Consider the following 22,647-nt stretch of genomic DNA (forward strand, 5'->3'; position numbering starts at 1 on the left):
GCGTGACGCCCCCGCCGGTTTCCAGGCGCTTCGGCACCGCCCGTGGCGCGGATGGCGGGGCGGAACACCGTCCCGCCCCGCCACGTCCTCCTGTCCCGACCGGCCTCAGCTCAGCCAGAGGCCGCTGTCCGTCGCGGTGATCGTCCGCCCCTCGCGGACGCCGAAGTTCAGATAATGGGCCATCGGGTCCACCTTCGCCGCCGCGACATCCGGGTTGGCCGCCAGATAGGCGCCGGTGTCGATCCACGCCGACGGCGTCCGCCCCTCTTTCCAACCGAAGGCCTCGTAATGGTCATAGGCGCTGTCGATGGTGCCGGCCTGAAGGGCGGCGGCGACGTCGGCGTTGTGCTCCACATACCAGGCCGTGTCGAACAGCGCGTTGGGATCGCGCCCCTCCTTTTCGCCCTTGAGCAGGTAATGCTGGAGGCCGCTGGTGAACAGACCGGCGGCGACCGCCTTGGCGACATCCTCGTTCTGTGACAGGTAGAAGGCCTCGTCCAGCGCCACCGGTTGCAGCCGTCCTTCGGCCGCGCCGTACTGCCGGTAGTGGTCCATGCCGCTGGCGAATTCGCCGCGCGCCACCGCCTGCGCCACATCGGCATTGCGGGCGAGGTACAGCGTCTCGCTGATCTGCGAGGCGCCGGTGTCGCTGATGATGCCCGTGGGCGCGTTGACCAGGACCACACGGTCGTTGAACCGCAGGATCTCCACGCTTTCCAGCCGGTCGACGCCGAGCGTGGCGCTGGCCATCGTCAGCGAGCCATAGGCGCCGTGGGCGATCAGCACGTCGGCGAAGTTCGCCTCCACCCGCACGGCGTCGACGCCTTCGTCGCCGCGCAGCAGATCGTCGCCGGCGCCGCCCGACAGGCGGTCGTAGCCGAGCCCGCCGAAAACCGTGTCGTTTCCGTCGTCGCCATAGAGCAGGTCGCGGCCCTCCCGGCTGCCGATCACGTCGTCGCCGCCGCCGCCGCGCAGCGTGTCGTCCTCGGCGCCCAGGATGATGGTCTGGTTGGCGCTGTCGCCGATCGCCACGTTCGAGCCGGCGCCGCCGCCCACCGTGACCGCGCCGGTGATGACGGCGTAGTCCACGTTGTCGAGGTTCACCACCGTCCCGGCCGGAAGCTGGCGCGCGTCCAGCAGCACGGCCGAGGCCTGACCGGCCGGAGCCGAACCGGTGATGGTGATCGGCGTGGCCGGGGCCTGCCCCGTCGCGACGGTGGGCGTGACATGCCGCAGCGTCACCGTGCTGGTGGACGGCAGCGACTGGGTGAGGCCGGCGTTGGGCACGGTCGCGGTCGTCGGCGCGACGATGCCCAAGGTGCCCAGCTGGCTGGAGAAGGAGTTGGCCAGCTCGCCCAGGGTCAGTCCGGCGGTGGTGCCGGTCGAGGTCATGCCCACGCCGGTCGGCAGGCTGGCCGCCAGCACCGGGGCGACCGCGGTTCCGGCCAGCGGCACGTCCGCCAGGCTGGTCTTGCTGTCCGTGTCGGTCCGGTTCTCCGCGACCGGGGCGATCACCACGGACTCCATCGGACGGCCCATGCCGTCGGTACCCGTCGTCGTCGTCGTCGGCACGCCGTCGATCACGACCGTCGTCGTGGGTGGCGGCGGAGGCGGAGGCGAAGGAGTGGCGTTGACGATGGCCTGCCCGACGAGGCTGGCCATCTCATTGCCCGCCAGATCCGACAAGGCGCTGCCCGACAGGGCTGGATCGTAGCTGAAGGTGACGGTCTGCCCGTGAGACACGGCGGACGCGAGCGTCAGGGTCAGGGTGTCGCTACCCGTACCGGAGACGGCGGTGACGGCGCGGGGCGTGCCGTCGACCGTCACGCTCATGCCGGTGGTCTGATGGGGGCCCGCGGCGAGGCTCACCGCCTCGGCAAAGGTCAGGGTCAGCAGGCTTCCGTTGACGGAGAGCGCCGCCAGGAGCGTCGGCGCCACCGTGTCGATGGTCACCGCGAACCCGCCGGATGCGGACGAGCTGTTGCCGGCCAGATCGACGGCCATGGCGCTCAGCGTGTGGACCCCCTCGCTCAGCGAGGCCGCCGACAGGCTCCAAACCCCGGTCGTCGCGTCGGCCGTGGCCGTTCCGAGGGAAGAGGCCCCCTCGTACAGGGTGATGGTGCTGCCCGCCTCGGCGGTGCCGGCAATCGTCGGCGTTGCGGTGTTGGTCACCGTGCCGGCGCCGGTGGCAAGGCCGAGGCCGGTCGGGGCCGCCACGGCGGTGTCGATGGTGACGATCAGCACGCCGGACGCCGCCGAGGTGTTGCCGGCCGCATCGAAGGCCCTGGCGGTGAGCGTGTGCACCGCGTCGGACAGGGAGGAGGCCCCGATTGTCCAAAGCCCGCCGCCCCCGGCGGTGGCCGTCCCGACGGCGCTTCCGCCATCGTACAGCACGACCCTGTTGCCGGCCTCCGCCGTGCCGACGATGGTCGGCGTGGCGATGTTGGTCAGGTTGTCGGTGCTGCTGGCCCCGCTGTCCGTCGTCAGGTCGAGGGCGCCGGGAGCCGCCGCGACGGTGTCGACGGTCACGATCAGCACGCCGGACGCCGCCGAGGTGTTGCCGGCGGCATCGACCGCACGCACGGTCAGGCTGTGGGCGGCATCGGACAGCGCCGAGGACGGGCTGACCGTCCACAGGCCGCTGCCGTCCACCGTCGCCGAGCCGACGAGAAGGGCGCCGTCGTACAGCTGCACCGTGCTGCCCGCCTCCGCGGTGCCGGTGATCGGCGGCGTGGCGTTGTTCGTCAGGGTGTCGTCGTCGTTGGCGAGGTCGAGGTTGCCCGGCGCCGTGGGCGCCGTGGTGTCGATGCTGACGATGAAGGGCGCCGACAGCGGCGATTCGACCCCGTCGGGGTCCGTGGCGGTGGCGGTGAAGGTGTAGCTCGACCCGCTCAGGCTTGCGGCCGCGATCGACCAGCGGCCGCTTCCGTCCGCGGTCCCCGTCCCGACGACGGTGATGAAGTCGTACAGCGTCACCACGCTGTTCGCCACCGCCGACCCCGTGATGGTCGGGGTGCGGACGTTGGTCAGCCGGTCGGCCTGGACGCCGCTGTCGGAGGCCGGGGCCAACCCGAGATCCGTCGGGGCGGTGCTTTCCGGCGTGATGGTCAGCGCCAGGCCGCTGCTTGCCGACGAGGTGTTGCCCGCCGCGTCCACGGCCCTGACGGTCATGGTCTGGGCGCCGAGGCTCAGCGTCGAGATGCCCCCCGACCAGTTCCCGGACCCATCCGCGTCGGTCTCGCCGACCAGCGTGCCGTTGGCGTACAGCAGGATATGCGCGTTCGCCTCGGCGTTGCCGGTCAGCACCGGTTGCCGGACGTTGGTCACGAGGTTGTTGAGACGGCCGCTGTTGCTGTCGTCACTCAGCACCGGGGTGGCGGGTGCCGACGGCGCGGTCGTGTCGATGGTCACCGCCAGCCCCGAGGCGGAGGTGGCCGTATTCCCGGCGCGGTCGACCGTCGTGACCGAAAGCTGACGCAGGCCGGAGTTCAGCGTCGTCGAGGTGATCGTCCAGGCGCCGGTGCCGTCGGCCGTCGTGGTGCCCACCGCGACGTTGCCGTCGTACAGCGTGACCACGCTGTCCGCCTCGACCATGCCGATGAGCGTCGGCGTGGTGTCGTTGGTCAGCAGGTCGTCGCGCCCGCTGCCGGTGTCGGACGCCTGGGCCAGCAGCATCGAGCGGACCGGCGTCACGACATCGATGGTCACCAGCGGAGCGGACGGACCTGCGGTGTTGCTGTTCGCGCCGGGCGCCACCGCCGTCAAGGTATAGTCGGCCACGCCCAGGTCGCTTGCCAGCAGGGTCCACAGGCCGTTGCCGTCGGCCGTCGCCGACCCGAAGAAGGTGATGCCCTCCCCGGCGGGGTTCACGCCCTCGTAGAGCTGAACGACGCTGTTGGCGCCCGCGCTGCCGCTCACCCGCATGATCGAGCGGACGGCCGTCGTCAGGTCGATGGTCACGACCAGCTCGCCGGAGGCGTTGCTGGTGTTCCCGGCCAAATCCGTCGCCCGCACGGTGAGGGTGTGCGCACCCTCCGTCAAGGCGCCGGCCGTCACCGACCAGCGGCCGTCGCCGCCGGCGGTTCCCAGCCCGACGAAGACGCTGCCGTCATACAGGGTGATGACGCTGTTGGCCTCGGCGCTTCCGCTCACCGTCGGCGTGCTGTCGGAGGTCAGCCGGTCGCTGTTCGAGCTGCCGAGGTCGGAGCCCGCCGTCAGAACCGGCGTGGTCGGAACGTCCGCCACCGTGTCGATGGTGACGATGAGCACACCGGCGGCGCTGGTGTTGCCCGCCACATCGACGGCGGTCGCGGTCAGCGAGTGCGTGCCGTTGGAAAGCGTCGAGGCCACGTCGATGGACCAGACGCCGGACCCGTCGGCGGTGGCGGTGCCGATGTTCAGGCCGCTGACGTCGTCGTGCAGCGTGACGACGCTGTTCGCCTCGGCGACGCCCAGGATCGTGGGCGTGGCGACCTTCGTGATGCGGTCGTTCGCCAGCGCACCGCTGTCGGAGCCGGTGCCGAGGCTCAGCCCCGTCGGCGTCGCCGAGGTGAGATCGATGGTGATGACGAGCGGAGCCGAGGCCGCGCCGGTGTTGCCCGCCACATCCCGGGAAATGACGGTCAGGCTATGCGTGCCCTCGCTCAGCGACGCCGAGGCCATCGTCCAGGCGCCGGTGCCGTCGGAAGTCGAGCTGTTCAGAAGGGTGGCGCCGTCATACAGCATGACCACGCTGCCCGGCTCCGCCGTCCCGGTCAGGACCGGCGTCGTGCTGTTGGTCACGAGGTCGGCGGTCGAGCCGCTGTTGGAGCCCGCCGTCAAGGCGATGGACGAGGGCTGGGGTGCCGCGGTGTCGATGGTGACGAGCAGGACGGCCGAGGCGGCGCTGGTGTTGCCGAACTGGTCGACGGTCGTCGCCGTCAGGGTGCGCTCGCCGTCCGCCAGGCCGATCGCCTGCACCGTCCAGTTGCCGTCGAGACCAGCGGTCGACATGCCGACCAGGGCCGAGCCGTCATACAGCATGACGACGTTGGAGGCTTCGGCCGTGCCGCGGATCGTCGGCGACGCGACGTTGGTCACGCGGTCGGTTGCGCTGCTGCCGGAATCGGTCGCCAGGGTGAGACCGCTTGGCGCGGCGGCCTGCGTGTCGACGGTGACGACCAGCGCGGCGGAAAGGCCGCTGGTGTTGTCGGTGACGTCCACGGCTCTGGCCGTGAAGGTGTGGGCGCCGTCGGCCAGCGTCGGCGTGGTGAAGGACCAGGTGCCGAGCCCGCTTGCCGTGACCGTCCCGACGGAGACGGCGTTGTCGTAGAGCGTGACGATGCTGCCGGCTTCGGCGGTGCCGGTGATGACCGGTGCGGTGACGTTCGTCTTGTTGTCCGCCGTGTCGCGGCCGCTGTCCGATCCGGTGGCGAGGGCCAGCCCGCCGGGTATGTCGGCGGTGAGATCGATGGTCACCGTGAGGCCGTTGACGCCCGCGTTCCCCGCATTGTCGAACGAGGAGATTCCGAAGTTGTAGACCCCCGCGGCCAGGGAACTCGACGGGGTGAAGCTCCAGGCGCCGGTCATGGCGTCCGCCACCACCGTCCCGATGGCTTGGGCGGTTCCCCCGTTGAACGCGCTGGTGATCGTGACGATCCGGCCGGCGCCGAGCGTGTCCGTTCCCACGATGCCGCTGAGCGTCGGCATGGTGTCGGAGGTGATCCGGTCGCTGTTGGAAGACCCGGTGTCCGACGACGGGGCAAGCGCAATCGAGACCGCATCCGGCTCGGTGTCGATGGTGAAGTTCAGCGAAGCGGAGGCGGAACTGGTGTTGCCCGCCACATCGACAATCGTGGCGAACAGCGAATGCGCCGTTCCGGTGCCGCCCGCCAGGACGGAACTGGTGATCGACCAGGCGCCCGTGCTGTCGGCGGTGCCGGTGCCGAGCACCGTCGATCCTTCCAGCAGGGTGACGACGCTCCCCGCCTCCGCCCGGCCGGTGATCGTCGGGGTGGTGGCGGAGGTCAGGTTGTCGCCCACGAGTCCGGTATCGGAGGCGGCAGCCAGGGCAAGCCCCGTCGGGGCCGCCGCCGTGGTGTCGATCGTGACCGTCAGCGCCGCGGAGGCGGCGCCGGTGTTGCCGGCCAGGTCGAGCGCGACTGCGGACAGCGTGTGCGTCCCGTCGGTCAGCGACGGGGTGGTGATCGACCAGGCACCGCTGCCGTTGGCCGTCACGGTGCCGAGACTGGTCGTACCGTCATACAGCGTGACGAGGCTGTTCGCCTCGGCGGTGCCGGTGATGGTCGGGGCGGAGACCGAGGTGATGCGGTCCGCCGTGGAACCGCTGTTCGAGCCGGCGCTGAGCGACGGGGTTCCCGGCGCGGCGGGCGCCGTGGTGTCCACGGTGATGGTCAGCGCCGCGGACGGATCGCTGGTGTTGCCGGCGACGTCGACCATCCGGGCCGACAGCGTGTGCGCCCCCGCGCCGAGCCCGCTGGCGGCGATGGTCCAGAGGCCCGACCCGTCGGCCGTGCCGGACCCGACGAGGCTGGCGCCGTCGTAGAGCCGGACGAGGCCGTTCGCCTCGGCAGTGCCGGTGAGGGTCGGCGAACCGGTGTTGATCAGCCGGTCGGTGTTGGAGGCGCCGCTGTCGACGACGAGCGACGGGGTCCCCGGCGCCGCCGCCGAGGTGTCGATGGTGATGACCAGCCCGGCGGAGGCCACCGAACTGTTGCCGGCGCCGTCGACCGCACGGGCGGTGAGGGTGCGGGTGCCCGGAACCAGGGTGCCGGTGGCAATCGACCAGACGCCCAGCCCGTTCACGGTGGCGGAGCCGTAGCTCACGCTGCCGTCGTAAAGGGTGACGACGCTGCCCGCTTCGCCGGTGCCGGTGATCGTCGGGTTGACGATGCTGGTGATGCCGTCCGTGCTGGAGCTTCCGCTGTCGTAGGCGGCGGCCAGCACCGGGGTGCCGGGCGCCGCCTGGACGGTGTCGATGGTGACGTTCAGCGGCGAACTGGCGGCGCTGGTGTTGCCGGCGGCGTCGGTCGCCTTCACCGTCAGCGTGTTCACGCCGCCGGCCAGCGACGCGGCGGTAATGGTCCAGCCCCCGCCGCCGCCGGCGGTCGCCGTGCCGACGGCCGTGGTGCCGCTGTAGAGGACGACTGTGCTGTTGGCCTCGGCCGAGCCGGACAGCGTCGGGGTCGCGACGTTGGTGAGGCGGTCGGTGTTCGACGTCCCGCTGTCGGAGGCGGATGCGAGCGTGATGCCGGTCGGCGCGTTCGGCACGACCGTGTCGATGGTGATCACCACCGCCGAGGACAGGACGCTGGTGTTGCCGGCGGCGTCCATGCCGCGTGCGGTCAGCGTGTGCGGACCGTTGCCCATCTGGCTGCTGGTGATGGTCCACAGGCCGGCGCCGTCGGCGGTCGTCGTTCCGCGCAGCGTGCCGCCTTCGTAAAGCGAGACGAACCCGCCGGCCTCCGTCGTGCCCGTGAAATCGGGCGTGGAGTCGTTCGTCGTCCAATCGCCGGTGACCCCGGTGTCGCTTGCGGCCGACAGGCCCAGCGAGGGCACCGCCGCAACCGTGTCGATGGTGACGACGAGAGCCGCGGAGGTCGAGCGGTTCCCGGCGAGGTCGGTCGCCTCGGCGGTCAGGCTGTGGTTGCCCGCCGCCAGCGAGGGCGACAGCAACGACCAGCCGCCGAGGCTGTCGGCGACGACCGTGCCGAACGCGGTCGCGCCGTCGTACAGGACGACGGTGCTGCCCGCCTCGGCCGTGCCGCTCAGCGGCAGGACGGTGTTGTTGGTGACATGATCGCTGTTCGAAATGCCGCTGTCGGACGCAACGGCCATGAGCAGGCTGGGCTGCGGGGTGGACAGGTCGACCGACAGGACAAGGCTGCTCGACACCGTGGAGGTGTTGCCGGCGCGGTCGACGCTGAGCGCCGTCAGGGAATGGGTGCCCTGCGACAGGGAGTTCGTGGTGAGGGAGAAGGCGCCGGTCGCGTCCGCCGTCGCCGAGCCGACGCTGACGTTGCCTTCATACAGGGTGACGACGCTGAAGCTCTCCGCCGTGCCGACAATCGTCGGCGTGGCAAGCTTGGTCAGCCCGTCGGTGTCGGACACCCCGGTGTCGTCCCCGGCCGCCAGGGCCAGGTTCGACATCGTGAGATTCTCGGTGTCGATGGTGACGATCAGCGGAGCGGACGCCGCGGCGGTGCTGTTGCCGGCCAGATCGGTGACGCGGGCGGTCAGCGTGTGGCTGCCGCTGATGAGCGTCCCCGTGGTCACCGTCCAGTTCCCCGAACCGTCGGCGGTTCCCGTGCCGACGAGCGTGGCGCCGGCGTAGAGGGTGATGACGCTGTACGCCTCGGCGCTTCCGCTCACCGTGGGCGTGGTGTCGTTGGTGAGCCGGTCGTTGGCGATGCCGCTGTCGGACCCGGCGGTCAGGCTGGGCGCCGACGACGGCAGGACGGTGAGGTCGACGTTGACGATCAGGGCCGCCGCCACGACCGCCGTGTTGCCGGCCGGATCCACGGCGTGGGCCGACAGCGTGTGCAGCCCCTCGGCCAGCGTCGGGCTGGCGACCGACCATTTGCCGAGGCTGTCCACCGTCGCGCTGCCCAGCAGGGTGTTTCCGTTGGCGTCGTAGAGCGTGACGATGCTGCCGGCCTGGGCGGTGCCGGTGATGACCGGCACCGTCACCGACGTGACCGCGTCGTTGCCGACCCGGCCGCTGTCGGTGGCCGCCGTCAAAGCAAAAGCACCCGGAGTCGGAGGCGTGGTGTCGATGGTCAGCAGAAGCGAAGCCGAGGCGCTGCTGGTGTTGCCGGCGTCGTCCACGGAGCGGACGGTCAGCGTGTTGACGCCGTCGGCGAGCCTGCCGGCGGTAATCGTCCAGGCGCCCGTTCCGTCGGCGGTGGCCGTTCCGACGCTGATACCGCCGCTGTAGAGGTGGACGGTGCTGAGCGCCTCCGCCGTGCCGGTCACGGTCGGCGTGGCGACCGATGTGAGGAGATCGCCCGCCGTGCTGCTGTCAGAGGCCGGGTCCAGCACCGGCGCGGACGGCGCGTCGGGGGCGACGGCATCGATGGTGATGACCAGCGGGGCCGAAGCGGCGGCCGTGTTGTTGCCGGCGGCGTCGACGACACGCGCCGTGATGGTGTGCGACCCGTTGCTCAGCGGCGTCTCGATGGAATAGACGCCGGCGCCATCGGCCGTGCCCATGCCGACGAAATTGCCGCCGTCGTACAGCGACACCACCGCGCCGCTCTCCACCGTGCCGGTGAAGGTGGGCGCGAGCAGGCGGGTCTTCCCGTCGCCCGACACGCCGGTGTCCGACGCGGCGGCCAGGGCCGGCGCGCCGGGCGCATCCACGGTCAGGTCGACCGTCACTACCAAGGTGCCGGCGCCGCTCGACGTGTTGCCACTGGGGTCCACCGCGGTGGCGGTGAGGGTGTGCGTCCCCTCGGCGAACCCGCTTCCGGTGTAGGACCAGGCGCCGTTGCCGTCGGCGACCAGCGTCGCCAGCGGCGTCAGGCTGCCGGCCAAGCCGTCGTAGAGCGTGACGGTGCTGTTCGCCTCGGCGGAACCGGCCAACGACAGCGTCGTGGCGTTGGTGATGCGGTCCGTGGCGCTGTAGCCGGTGTCCGACGCGGCGGTCAGGGCCATGGCGCCCGGAGCCGGGGTGGACAGGTCGATGGTGACGGTCAGCGCCGCGGAGGCGGCTCCGGTGTTGCCCGCCGCGTCGATGGCCCGCGCCGTCAGCGTATGCCCGCCCTCGGCGAGCGTGCCCGTCCCGATGGTCCAGGCCCCGCCCGTCGCCACCTGCGTGCCCAGCGCGGTGGCGCCGTCGTACAGGACGACGGTGGCGCCGGCCTCCGCCGTTCCGGTGACGGTCTGCGTCTGGATGTTGGTGAGGCGATCGCTGTTCGAAACGCCGCTGTCGTCGGCCGGGTCGGTCGACAGCCCGCCCGGTGCGTCGGGCGCCGTCGTGTCGACGGTGACCACGAAGGCCGAGGAGGCGTTGCTGGTGTTGCCGACGACGTCCACGACGCGCGCGGTCAGGCTGTGCGTGCCGTTGCCGAGCGCGGAGGTGGTCACCGACCAGTTGCCGCTGCCGTCCACGGTGGCGGTGCCGACGAGGTTGGCGCCGTTGTACAGCGAGACGGTGCCGTTGGCCTCCGCCGTCCCGGTGATGGTCGGGGCCAGGACGCTGGTGATCGCGTCGCCCGCCAGGCCCGTGTCGGATCCGGTCGCCAGGGCGAGGCCGGTCGGAGCGTCGGCGGTGCGGTCGATGGTGACGACAAGGCCGCTGGAGGCGGCGCCGGTGTTGCCGGCGATGTCCACCGCGCGGGCGGTGAGCGTGTGGATGCCGGCCGCCAGCGAGCCCGTGCTGAGCGACCATATTCCGCCGTCGGAGGCGGTGGCGGTGCCGAGCGCCGTGGTCCCGTCGCTGCCATACAGGGTGACGACACTGCGCGCCTCGGCGGTGCCGGTGACGGTGACGGCGTCGAGGTTGGTGATGCGGTCGGTGTCGACCGAGCCGCTGTCCGATCCGGCCTGCAGCGCCAGCGCACCCGGCTGATCGGGCGCCGTCGTGTCGATGGTGACCGTCAGGCCCGCGGAGGTGAGGACCGTCCCATAGGCATCGATCCTGGCATAAAGCGTGTGCGCGCTTCCGGTCGCCAGCGTGCCGGTGGAGGCAACGGTCCACACGCCGCTGCCATCGGCCGTGCCGGTGCCGATCAACGTCAGGCCGCTGTAGAGGGACACCGTCGCGCCCGCGAGCGCGGTTCCCGTAAGGATCGGCGAGACCACGTTGGTGATCCCGTCGTTGGGCACGCCGGAATCGGAGGCGAGCTGGAGGCCGCCGGGCACGCCGATGCGCCCGGTCACCGAAAGCGGCGTGGTCGTGACGGTTTCGTTGCCGGCCGCGTCCAGCGCGCGCGCGGTCATCGTGTAGGTGCCGCCACCGAGTTCCGGCGTGGTGATCGACCACAGGCCGCTGTTGCCGACGGTCACGACCCCGAGCACCGCCGCCCCGACGGCGGAGCCGTCATACAGGGTGACGACGCTGTTGGCCTCGGCGGTGCCCGACAGGATCGGGGTGAACTGGCCCGAAGGCCCGGCCGTGTCCGCCGTCGGTACCGACAATCCCGGCCCGGTGCGGTCGATGCTGACGACCAGACCGGCGGACAGCTGGCTGGTGTTGCCGGCCACGTCCACGGCGCTGGCGGTCAGGGTGTGGTCGCCCTCGCCGAGGCCGGTGATCGTGGCGGACCAGTGGCCGGAACCGTCGGCCGTCGCGCTGACGCTCGAACCGCCGCCATAAAGCGTGACGGTGGCGCCGGCCTCCGCCGTGCCGGTGATGGTGGGGGCCAGCGCATTGGTCAGGGCGTCGGCCTGGCTGCCGCTGTTGGTGGCGCCGCTCAGCGCCAGGGCGCCCGGCGTGGCCGAGGTCTGGTCGATCGTGATGGCGAGGGCGGCGGAGGCGGCGCCCGTGTTGCCGGCGGTGTCCACCGCCCGCGCAGTCAGCGTGTGAGCCCCATCCCCCAGGCTGGCGGAGGTGACCGTCCAGGCGCCGGTGGCGAGGTCCGCCGTGCCCGTCCCGAGCAGGACGTTGCCCTCATACAGCCGCACGGTGCTGCCGGCCTCGGCCGTGCCCGTGATCGCCGGCGTGGCGATCCGGGTCCGGTTGTCGTTCGGCGTGCCGCTGTCGGAGTTCAGCAGCAGTCCGCCCGGAGCGTTCGGCGCCGTCAGGTCGATGGTGACGACAAGGCCGCCGCTCGCGGCGGAGGTGTTGCCGGCCGGATCGACGGCGCGGGCGGTCAGGGTGTGGATGTCGCCGGTCAGCGCGGACGAGGCGACCGTCCAGCTGCCGTCGGCCCCCGCCGTGGCCTGGCCGAGCAGGGTGTTGCCTTCGTAGAGAAGGACGATGCTGGACGCCTCGGCCGTCCCGGTGACCGAGGGCGTCGTGAGGTTCGTCCGTGAATCGCCGGTGACGCCGGTGTCCGACGCCGCCGCCAGGGCCAGGCCGGTCGGGGCGGACGCGCTGGTGTCCACCGTGACGGTGAAGGCGGTGGAGGGGAGGCTGGTGTTCCCCGCGGCATCGACGGCCCTGGCCGTCAGCGTGTGGGCGCCGGCAGCGAGGCCGCTGGTGGCGATTTCCCAGTTGCCCTGGCCGTTGGCCGTCGCGGTGCCGAGTGCCACGGCGCCGTCGTAGAGCGTCACGGTGCTGCCGGCCGCCGCCGTGCCGGCGACGGTGGGCGAGACGAGGTTGGTGAGGCCGTCGGTCGTGCTGCTGCCGGTGTCGGTGGCGGCGGTCAGCTTCAGACCGCCCGGCGCGTCCGCCGTGGTGTCGATGGTGACGGTCAGGCTCGCCACGCCGTCCCGCGTGTTGCCGGCGGCATCGCGCGAGCGGGTGGAGAAGGACCAGCTGCCGTCCGCGAGGGCGCTGCCGGCGGTCACGGTCCAGGCGCCGGACCCGTCGGCGGTGCCCGTTCCCACCACGCTGCCGGAGACCAGCAGATCGATGACGCTGTTCGCCTCGGCCGTGCCGGTGAAGGTCGGCGTCCTGACGTTCGTCAGCCGGTCCGAGGAGGAGTTGCCGCTGTCCGAGGCCGCCGTCAGCGATGGGGCGGAGGGAGCGGCCGGAGGCGTGGTGTCGATGGTGACGACGAACGGGCTCGAGGCGGTGCTGCTGTTGCCCGCCAGATCGACCGCACGCGCGGCGAGGGTGTGCGCGCCGTCGCCCAGCGCGCCCAGCGTCATCCGCCAGACGCCGCTTCCGTCGGCGGTCGCATTGCCGAGAAGGGTGGTGGAGTCCTTGTACAGGCTTACGACGGCATTGGCCTCGGCCGTGCCGCCGATGACCGGGGTGTTGATGGCGGTGAGGTTGTCGCCCGCAATCCCGGTATCGCTCGCCGTCGCCAGGGCCAGGCCGGTCGGGGCCGCCACCGTGGTGTCCACCGTGAGCGCGAGGCCGGCCGAGGCGGCGCTCGTGTTGCCGGCCGTGTCCACCGCGCGGGCGGTCAGGGTGTGACCGCCTTGGGAAACCGCGGAGGTGGTGATCGACCAGGCGCCGACGCCGCTGGCGGTCGTCGTTCCGACGCTCACCCCGTCGAGATAGAGGGTGACCGTGCTGCCCGCCTCGGCCGTGCCCGTCACGGTCGGCGTCGTGACGTTGGTGACACCGTCGGCGGAGGAGCGGCCGCTGTCCGATCCCGGCGTGAAGGCCAGGGTCGGCGCGGTCGGCGCCGTCGCGTCGATGGTCAGCAGAAACTCGGCCGACGCCGCGCTCTCCATGCCGGAGGAGACGGTCTTCGCCGTGATCGTCCAGGTGCCGTCGGCGAGCGCCGTGGTCGCCGTGACCGCCCATTGGCCGGTCCCGTCGGCGGTCCCGCTGCCCAGCAGCGTGGTCCCGTTGCCGTAGAGATTGACGACGCTTCCCGCGGCGGCCGTGCCGGTCAGGGTCGGCAGGGTCGCGTTCGTCTTGTCGTCGCCCGGCGTGCCGCTGTCCGACCCAACGCTGAGAGCGGGGGCCGAGGGCGCGGTCACCGCGACCGGAAAGACCAGGAAGCGGTCGGCGTTGCCGATGTCCATGGCCTGACCGCCCACGAAGACGGTGTCGATCCCGGACACATAGACCGTGCCGGCGGTTTCGGTCAGCCACACCACGTCGTTGCCGGCGCCGCCGATCAGCGTCTCGACCGACGACACCATCATGGTCGTGCCATTATTGGCATTGGCGCTGATGCCGGTCACGGACACGACGTCGTTGCCGGCGCCGCCGATCAGCGTTTCCAGGGCGGAGACCTTGACCGTGTTGCCGCCGTTGCCCAGCAGCACCGTTTCGGTGCCTCCCTTTCCGATGATCGCCTCGATTGCCGAGACGCTCATCGTGATGCCGGTGTTGCCGAGCACCATGAGCATGTCTTCGCCGGTGGTGCCGACGATCGTCTCGAGCGCCTCCACCTGCATGGTGTTGCCGACGGTGTTCCAGGCGATGGGGCCGTCGCCGATGATCGGCGTCCCATCCCGGAACGTCATGTTGACGACGTCATTGCCGCTGCCGCCGATCAGCGTGTTGAGGCTGGCGACCGTGACGGTGGTGCCGACGTCCAGAAGGATGGCGGCATTGCGGGAGCCGGTTCCACCGACGATGGTGTCGATCATCGACACGGCGGTGGTGCCGCCGCCCGTCGTCAGGTTGATCGTGCCGGTCTTGTAGCCCATCGTGAAGACGTCGACGGCGCTGCTGCCGATCAGCGTCTCGACGTAGCTGACACCGATCGTGCCCCCCGCGCTGTCGAGCACGACGACGTCCCCGGCTTTGGAGGCGTTGCCGAGGAACATCTCGATGTTCTTCACCTGGACGGTGTTGCTGCCGCCGCCGATGGTCGCGACGAGATCCAGGCCCGAGGTCCCGATCAGCGTCTCGACCGCCGTTACGGCGACGGTGGTTCCCACCTGGCCATCGGCACCGAAACTGATAACGTCCTTGCCGGCGCTGCCGACGATCGATTTGAGATAGGCCACCGACATCGTGTTGCCGGCGTCGTTCGTCAGAACGATCAGGTTGGTGCCGGTGGCGGCACCGATGAAGGTCTCCACCGACTCCACCGCCATGGTGGTGCCGGTCGAGGTGCCGACGACCCGGTCGTAACCGCCGCTGCCGATCAGCGTTTCCAACCCCGAGACGGTGATGGTGTTGCCGCCCGCGCCCGCCAGCAGGATGACGTCCTTCTTGCCGGTGCCCGGAGCATTTTTGCCGCCGGTGATGTGGTCCAGGTTGGTGACCGCGATGGTATGACCCTGGGAATTCAGCACCACGCCGCGCGTGCCGAACCCCTTGATCCCGGACCAGGTCTCCGTTGAGGAGAAGATGTGGTCCGTACCAGTGGTCAGGGTCAGAGTTGCACCGGCAGCCATACCAATCCCCATCTAGAGGCTTCCCGGAAGGAAGCTTGACGATCGCGGTCCAAGGGCTGGTATCGCGCCAACCACTGGCGCAGCCCGAAAACGCCCGCTTTTGACAAAGACGGACGATCACAACCTAAGGGGATATTTTTCAAGAAGTCCAAAGTCAAAATCGGTCGATTTGTGACAAAGCCGGTTGCAGATAAGTTCTTAAAATTGATTAATGAAAAATTAACAACAACACTCTACGGAAAATCCATAATAAAAAATAGAACAACTTTCGCCTCTCCAATCATATTTATTATGAGCCATCCAATAATATTGCCAGACGCTGGCATGGAAACATGCAAATTTGAGAGCGATTTCATAAAAATAACCAGCAGCAGAAGAGGCAAGAGTTAGATAATTTCAAGAAATGGATACAAACGTACAGTCGTAATGTTGAGATGTTGCCCGTCGCCGTCGCGATTGAGTGAGGACGGCGATGTCCGCTCCGCTGGGGAGGTCGCCGATGCATGCCTTCCGCAACAGCCGCCGCCACCCCACGCCGTTGTGGGATGCCCCTGCCGACGGAAAATGACCGGAAACCGGCGCGATGCGAGTCAGCGGAGTCCGGAATGATGCGCTAAGGACGGCCGCCCAGTGCCCAACCGCGCCACATGGCCCGGTAGGCCTGCTCCACGGACCGTGCGAAACCGCGATGATCGAGAAGCGCCGAGCCTTCCAAGCGCTTTCGCATCCCCCGGCGCAGCCCGGACAGCCGCGAAAGGTCGCCGGCCAACGACGACGCCGCGTCGACATAGCCGGCCTCATCCTGCTGGATCAACTCCTCCAGCCCACAGTGGGACAACAGGCTGGCGCCCACCCGCGCCACGTGATGGCTGCCGGCCAGCGTGATGACCGGAACCCCCATCCACAGCGCCTCGCAAGTCGTCGTCGTGCCGTTGTAGGGAAACGGGTCGAGCGCTACGTCCAGCCGGTCGTAGACCCGCAGATGCTCGGCGACGGACGGCACCGGCGCCAGAAGCTCGATCCGCTCGGGCCGCACTCCCCGGCGGGCGAAGTCCTTGAGGACGGCACTCCGCACCGCGATATCCTCGAATCCCGGGCTCTTCAGCAGCAGCCGGGCCGACGGCACCCGCGCCAGCAGGGCGGCCCAGACCCGCACCACTTCCGGGCTCACCTTGGCCAGGTTGTTCAGGGATCCGAAGGTGACGAAACCGTTGGCGAGCGCCGGCGGGTTTCCGGCCGGACCGGCGCTGTCGGGCGGCTGGAAGGCGAGGAAGCCGTGCGGCAGCCGCACCAGCCGCTCGGCGTGCCGGCCATCGGATCCGCCCGGCGGGTCCGCGACGGCATCGGTCAACCGATAGTCCACAGCCGGCATGCCGGTGGTGTCGGGATAGCCGAGCCATGTGACCTGCACCGGCGCGGGCCGCCGCGCGAACAGCAGGGGCCGCCCGCCCGCCGTGTGGCCGGCCAGATCGACGAGGATGTCGATGCGGTCCAGCCCGATCAGCGCCGCCGCGTCCGCATCGTCCAGATCGGCCAGCGAGCGCCAGCCGGCGGCCAGCGCCTCCATCCGCAAGGTCATGTCGTCCCGCCGCCGCGCGGTGGCGTAGCACAGGACCTCCACCGCGCCGCGATCATGCTCGCGCAGCAACGGCTCGATGAAATGGGCGCAGGCATGATGGCAGAAATCCGGAGAGACATAGCCGACCCGCAGCCGCCGATCCGGATCGCGGCCGTTGGCGAAGTCGTTGGCGAAGTCCTTCGCGCCGTCGAAGAGCGGCCGAGCGTGACGCTCGTTCCAGTGCGCATGCGCGCGGGCGATGACCTCCGGCGGAATCCAGGGCGAGTAATGGAGTGTCAGCAGCAGGTTGGAGCGCATCGGCGCCATGTCCGGGTGATGCTCCAGCCCCTTCTGGAGAATGCCGATGGCCTCCGCGATGCGCCCCTGTTCCTTCAGCGCCTCCCCCAGATTGACGAAGGGCTGCGGCAGGTCGGGCCGCGCCCGGATCGCCGCCAGATAGCTGTCCACCGCCTGCATCAGCGCCCCGTCCTCGCGCTGACAGTCGCCGAGATTGCTCAGCGCCTCGCCCATGCCGGGATCGAGGCGGATCGCCCGTCCATAGGCTATCGTGGCGCCCCTGGGATTCTGCACCGACCTGAGCAGATTTCCGGCGTTGAACCAGGAACCGGGTGCCTCCGGACTGAGCGCGAGCGCGACGCGCATGGCGGCCATCGCCTCGGCGACGCGCCCCTGGTCGCCGAGTGTGCAGGCGAGATTGCTGCGCACGCCAGGATCCTCCGGCCAGCCGGCCACGGCCGTGCGGAGGCAGACGGCGGCCTCGCCCCAGCGCCGCGCCCGTCGCAGCAGGACGGCGAGGTTGTTGTTGGCCTGCGGATGGCTGGGCTCCCGCACGAGCACGGCGCGGTAGCCGGCCTCCGCCGCCGCGAACCGGCCGTCCTCATGCTCCGCCAGCGCGGCGGCGAAAGTCTCCTCCGTTTCCATCAGCGCAGCCCCGCCTCGTCGAGGATGGCCAGCAGCCGGTCGGCCGAGCGTTCCCAGGTGAAGCGCGCCAGACGGTCGCGGGCGGACGGCAGGCGATCCCCTCCCCGGATGATGCCCCTCAGGATCGCGGCCGCGGCCTCCTCGTCCGGCACCCACCAGTCCAGCCCATGGAAGGGCGGGTGGAACCCCTCCTGCCCCGGCACGCGGGCGGGAGCGACGGAGGACGGGATCAGGCGCGCGGTTCCCTCGTCCAGATAGGCGAGATAGGCGGAGTGGGCGGGCGCGATCAGCCCCAGCCCCATGGCGCCGGCCGTGGCCATGGGCAGGTCCCAGCCCTCCCCATGCGACAGGCTCCAGTAATGGGTGGCGGCGCGGTGAAGCCCCTTCATCTCCTCGTCGGACAGCAGCCGGTCGATCAGCACCACCGGCGCGGCCTCCGCCAGCCGCCGGCCCACGGCCTGCTCCGCCGCCCGCACCAGCTCGCCGAGCTGTGTCCGCAAGTCCGGACCGAGGCTCCGGCCGACCTTCAGGATCAGCACGGCCTCGTCGGTGGGCGCGGTGGCGCGCAGCCAGACCCGCAGCAGCCCGTCGATGTTCTTGCGCGGGTTGAAGTCCGAGACGTTGAGGAAGCGGTGCCGGTAGCTCGACACCTGCCGCCCGCCGGAAGCGACCAGGACCGGGACGCTCCCCGGCCCCGCCGGATCGACGCCGAGCGGGCAGACGCGCAGGCGGTCCTCGGGAAAGCCCTGCTCCGCCCAGGCCAGGCGCGAGGATTCGGTCGGCACCACGATCAGGTCGCTGCGCTCGCTCATCCGCCGCCATGCCGGCGGAATGCGCGTCCCCTCGAACATGGAGAAGGTCACGGCGGCCCGGCCCGGCACCCGCTCCACCGCCAGCGGAATGAGGCAGTTCACCATCGCCCGCGCCGGCACGGGCCGGTCGAGCCGGCCTCCCGGCCAGGATTCCGGCCCTTTGATCCCGACCGCCTCCAGCGGCACCTGCCGCGCCCGCAGCGCCCGGATGAGGCACTGGCAGAAATAGCCGTAACCCGTGGCGCTCTCGAAAGGGCCGCGGATTGCCACGCCGCCGGCCTGCGTTCCGGGGGTGCCGGTCATGATCCGATAGCGCCCGCAACGGGCCAGCCCGTCCGCCGCATTCGGAGCGGCCGGGTCGAGCCGCAGCCCGCGCCGGAAAGCCTCCGCCGCCGCATCGATCTCTCCCAGCCGCAACAGCATCTCGCCGAGCTGGACATGGGCGAGAGCGCCGGCGGGATCCTCGGCGATGGCGTGGCGAAACCCGGCGACGGCCTCCTCGAACAGGCCGGCCAGCATCCGCACCGAGGCGAGGTTGAACCACGCCAACCCGGACCGGGGGTCGAGACGGACCGCCCGCGTCAGGGCCCGGACCGCCCCATCCAGATCGCCGCGTTCCTGCCGCACGGTGCCGAGACGCTCTTGCCCGAGCCGGAAGGCCGGGTCCAGCAAGGCGAGCACGTCGAAATGCCTTTCCGCCGCTGCCCAGTCGCGCCGCTGCTGCCGCAGAAGCGCCAGATTGCAGCGGGCGGCAAGATGTGCTGGGGCGATCCGCACCGCCTCCTCCAGCGGTCCAACCGCCGTATCGCCGTTGCCGGTCGAGACCAGCGACGCTCCCAGCAGGTTGAGGATGTCGGCGTCGCGCACTCCCGCCTCCAGCAGGACAAGGCAGGCCACGGCGGCCTCCGCATGGCGGCCTGCCTCATAGAGCGCGACGGCAGAGTCAAGATCGGGCACGTCGAACCTCATCCGCCACCGCTTCGGCCACCCGCAGCATGACCCCGTGCCAGTCGTTGGGGCGCGCCATGCGGAACAGCCGGTGCGCCGGATACCAGGGCGTGCAGTCGGGATGCTTCATCCAGCGCCAGTCGCCCAGCCAGGGCAGCACCAGGAACACCGGCCTGCCCAGCACCCCGGCGACATGCCCGACCACGGAATCGCAGACAACCACCAGATCCATGGCCTCCGCGAGCGCCGCGGTGTCGAGGAACCCCTCCGCCCCGGGCCGCCGGCCCGGCAGGTCGACGATCCCGAACCGCGCGCCCAGCCGCTCCAGCTCGTCCAGCCCGACAGCCTGTTGCAGGCTGAAGAGCCGCAAGCCGGGAACCTGCGACAGGGCTTCGAAGCAGTCCAGCGGGATGGACCGGTCGTCGCCGTCGGCACGCCACTGGACGCCGACCCGGAGTTCGCCCGGCCGTGCGTGCCCCAGCACCCTCTCGCGCCAGAAGGCCGCCCGTTCCGGATCGGTCCGCAGATAGGGAATGCCCTGTGGGATGGTATCCGCCCTGGTGCCGCAGCGGTGCGGCAGGCTCATCAGGGACAGGCAGCAATCGAAGTCCGGCAGCGTCTCCCCCCGCGCCACCAGCATGTCGATGCCGGGGGCGGTGGCGAGCAGCTGTTTCAGCAGCGGCTGGCACTCGAAGACGGTCCGTGCGCCCCTGGCCTTGAGCAGCGGGAAATAGCGGACGAACTGCACACTGTCGCCCAGCCCCTGTTCGTAATGGACCAGGATGGTCCGGCCGGCGAGCGGACCGCCGTCCCAGAGCGGCTTGCCCGGAAAGCTCCGGTTCCATTGCCAGACCGCCTGTCCGGTGCGCCATTCATAGTCGCGGAACCCCTCCTCCAGCTCGCCGCGCATGAGTTGGGCGACGCCCAGATTCTTGCGATGCTCGGGCCAGGACGGATCGATCCTGACGGCGCGCCGGAAATGTCCCAGCGCCGCCCCGGGCCGCCGTTGCGCCAGGATCGCCGCGCCGACATTGTTGTTCACCGCCGCCCCATCGGGTTGCAGCAGCGCAGCCAGCCGGAAGGCGCGCTCCGCCGCCTCAGGGTCGTCGAGCGCCATCAGCGCGCTGCCCAGCGCGAAGGCCGCGCCCTCGTGGCCTGGCCGCAGGGCGATCAGGCGGCGCAGGGCCGGCAGGGCGCACTCCGGCCGCCGCCGTTCCAGATGGACGGAGGCGAGATGGAAGAGCGTGTCGGGATGCCCGGGCTGCAGGCGGAGCGCCACGTGCAGCGCCGCCACGGCCTCTTCCGCACGCCCCAGTGTCCGCAGGGTCACCCCCAGCAGGAACCAGACCACCGGATGCTCCGGCCGCAGAACGGCGGCGGCCTGGAAGCTCGTCGCCGCCTCCGGCAACTCGGATCTCTCTACGCGCAGCAATCCCCGGTTGAAAACAAGAAGAAAGCCTTCCTCGCCCACCACTGTCCCTCTCACGGACGCCACCAAAAAAGCGCCATCCGGAAAAACCCTGTCGGCGGGCCGGCGGCCAATGCTACCCATTGTCGGATGGAAGCCGTTCCGCCGCAAGGCGCCATCACGCTCGCCCAGGCCCTGGACCGGGCGGTTGCGTTCCATCAGGCGGGCCGCGCCGGGGAGGCGGCCGATCTCTGCCGCTCGATCCTGCAAGTGCGGCCGGAGCAGGCGGAGACCCGCTGCCTGCTGGGCACCATTGCGTTCGGGCAGGGCCGCCTGGAAGCGGCGCGGGGTCTCTTCACCGTCGTGGCGGCGCTGGCCCCCGGCTTCTTCGAGGCTCACCGCAACCTCGCCATCCTGGAGCAGGCGGCAGGCCGGTTGGCGGCGGCCTGCCATCACCACCGGCGCGCCCTGGCCCTGCGGCCCGAGGACGGAGCGACCCACCTTGCATTGGCCCTGCTGCACGGCCGGATCGGTGACGAGCCGCAAGCGGTCGCCTGGCTGCGGCAGGGCGTGACGCGGGCGCCCGGCTTCCTTCCCTTGCGGGAGGTCTATGCCGGGTTCTGCGAGCGCGCCGCCGTTCGCGCGTTCGGCGGCGGGGACCCGCCGGGTGCCGCGCGGTTCTGCGAACAGGCGCTTGCGCTCATGCGGGAGGCGCCCGGCTTCACCGAAACCTTGCGCGACCTGCTGGAACGGCTGGTGCGGGTGGCGCTGCTCGTCGAGCGCCCCGCCCTGGCCATGGAGTTTCTGGCGATCAAGGACCCGCTCGACTTTCCCGAGGTCCCGCCCCAGGCCATCGACCGCTTCCCCCTGACCTTGTTGCCCTTCCCGGCCTGGTGTGCCGCCGCCGGCTTTCGCCATCGGATCTGGCAGGCCCCGGCCCAGGAACCGGACGAGGTGCTGGCGACGGCGAGTCCAGAGTGGCTGCGCCCGCAGATCGACCAATTGCCGACGCTCGCGCGGGAACCGGTGGGCGTGGCGCTCGACGCGGAGATCGAGGTCGTCCAGGGCTTCTACGTCAAGGACAACTACGAAAGCCATCTGCTGGCCGGCCGGCGCTTCCTCCTGCGGGAGGTGGCCGACACCGTCGTGCAGGGATCCCGCGTGCCGCTGGTCGGCGTGACGCCCGGCGCCACCGCCGGCGCCTTCCGCTTGCCCCGCCCGCTCTACCGGACGGTGACAATCGACCAGCCGGTGCTCTTCCTGCCCTCCACGCCCAATTACTGGCATTTCCTCGTGGAGGTGCTGCCAAGGCTGATGGTGCGGGAGCGCGTGGACGAGACACGCCCCCTGCCGGTGCTTCTCTTCGACGTGCGTCCGTACCATCGGGAAATGCTGCAACTCGCCGGCCTGCCCGCCGAACAGATCATCGACGCCCGTGATCTGGTGGGCCCGGACGGAGCACAGCTTCTCTACCGCCTGAGGCGGGCGGCGGTGCCGTCGGCCATTCCCTATCCCGTCGCCTATCGCTGGCTGCGCGACCGGCTGCTGCCGCGGCGGCGCGGCGACGGGCCGCCGACGCGGCGCCTCTACCTGTCGCGGCGCGGCTCGGCGCCCAAGCACCGCATCGCCAACGACGCCGAGATCGCCGCCCTGCTGGCGGACCGGGGTTTCGAAACGGTGCAGCCGGAACGGCTCGGCGTGCTGGAGACGATCAAGTTGATGGCGGAGGCCGAAATGGTGGTGGCCCCGGTCGGGGCGGCCACCGCCAATCAGGTTTTCCTGCCGCCGGGCGGGCATTGGGTGCATCTCTGCAATCCGGACTTCTTTCATCCGGACTCCCGCTGGAATCCGCAGATGGGCGTGCAGATCCCGCTGCTCGGCCGGTTCCATCATCTGGCCGGCCGGTTCACCGACGATCCCGCCAGCCGGCCCGACGATTTGCTCGCGCGGCTCGACATCCCCGTGTTCATCGACCCCGACGCGCTCGGCAGGCTGCTGGACGCGGTTCTGTGCCGCCCGCCCTCGGGATCGAGGCAAGGGTGAGCCGCCAGCCCGCTCCTTCC

General features: G+C 70.7%; 5 protein-coding genes. 1 reads left to right on the plus strand and 4 read right to left on the minus strand.

Translation table 11 applies throughout. The features are described from left to right. Positions 1-105: 105 nt before the first annotated feature. From VH569_RS12740 to VH569_RS12755, 4 genes are all read right to left on the minus strand, one after another. Positions 106-14,916 carry an Ig-like domain-containing protein gene (locus VH569_RS12740; RefSeq protein WP_423315658.1) on the minus strand — a complete coding sequence of 4,937 codons (14,811 nt, stop codon included), beginning with the start codon at positions 14,914-14,916 and terminating at the stop codon, positions 106-108. Positions 14,917-15,529: 613 nt separating this feature from the next. Continuing rightward, positions 15,530-17,416: a tetratricopeptide repeat protein gene (locus VH569_RS12745; RefSeq protein WP_423315659.1), complete on the minus strand. Its 1,887-nt coding sequence runs from the start codon at positions 17,414-17,416 to the stop codon at positions 15,530-15,532. Beyond that, positions 17,416-19,185, minus strand: coding sequence for a tetratricopeptide repeat protein (locus VH569_RS12750; RefSeq protein WP_423315660.1), 1,770 nt, complete (start codon positions 19,183-19,185; stop codon positions 17,416-17,418). Before VH569_RS12750 ends, VH569_RS12745 begins: the two co-directional genes overlap by 1 nt. Then, positions 19,172-20,803 (minus strand): tetratricopeptide repeat protein, encoded by a 1,632-nt coding sequence (locus tag VH569_RS12755; RefSeq protein WP_423315661.1) that lies wholly within the window; start codon positions 20,801-20,803, stop codon positions 19,172-19,174. The genes VH569_RS12750 and VH569_RS12755 overlap by 14 nt, the downstream gene beginning before the upstream one ends. Between VH569_RS12755 and VH569_RS12760 the strand changes: the two genes are divergently transcribed. Further along, entirely contained in the window at positions 20,735-22,627 is a 1,893-nt protein-coding gene (locus tag VH569_RS12760) for a glycosyltransferase 61 family protein (protein WP_423315662.1), read from the plus strand. The genes VH569_RS12755 and VH569_RS12760 overlap by 69 nt on opposite strands. Positions 22,628-22,647: the final 20 nt, after the last annotated feature.

This window comes from Azospirillum sp. 11R-A, assembly GCF_049472615.1.
Taxonomy (GTDB): Bacteria; Pseudomonadota; Alphaproteobacteria; order Azospirillales; family Azospirillaceae; genus Azospirillum; species Azospirillum palustre.

Bases quoted from the DNA above. Each gene is read 5' to 3' on its own strand.
- VH569_RS12740 (WP_423315658.1), bottom strand. From the start codon at position 14,916: ATGGCTGCCGGTGCAACTCTGACCCTGACCACTGGTACGGACCACATC.
- VH569_RS12760 (WP_423315662.1), top strand. From the start codon at position 20,735: ATGGAAGCCGTTCCGCCGCAAGGCGCCATCACGCTCGCCCAGGCCCTG.
- VH569_RS12745 (WP_423315659.1), bottom strand. From the start codon at position 17,416: ATGGAAACGGAGGAGACTTTCGCCGCCGCGCTGGCGGAGCATGAGGAC.
- VH569_RS12755 (WP_423315661.1), bottom strand. From the start codon at position 20,803: ATGGAACGCAACCGCCCGGTCCAGGGCCTGGGCGAGCGTGATGGCGCC.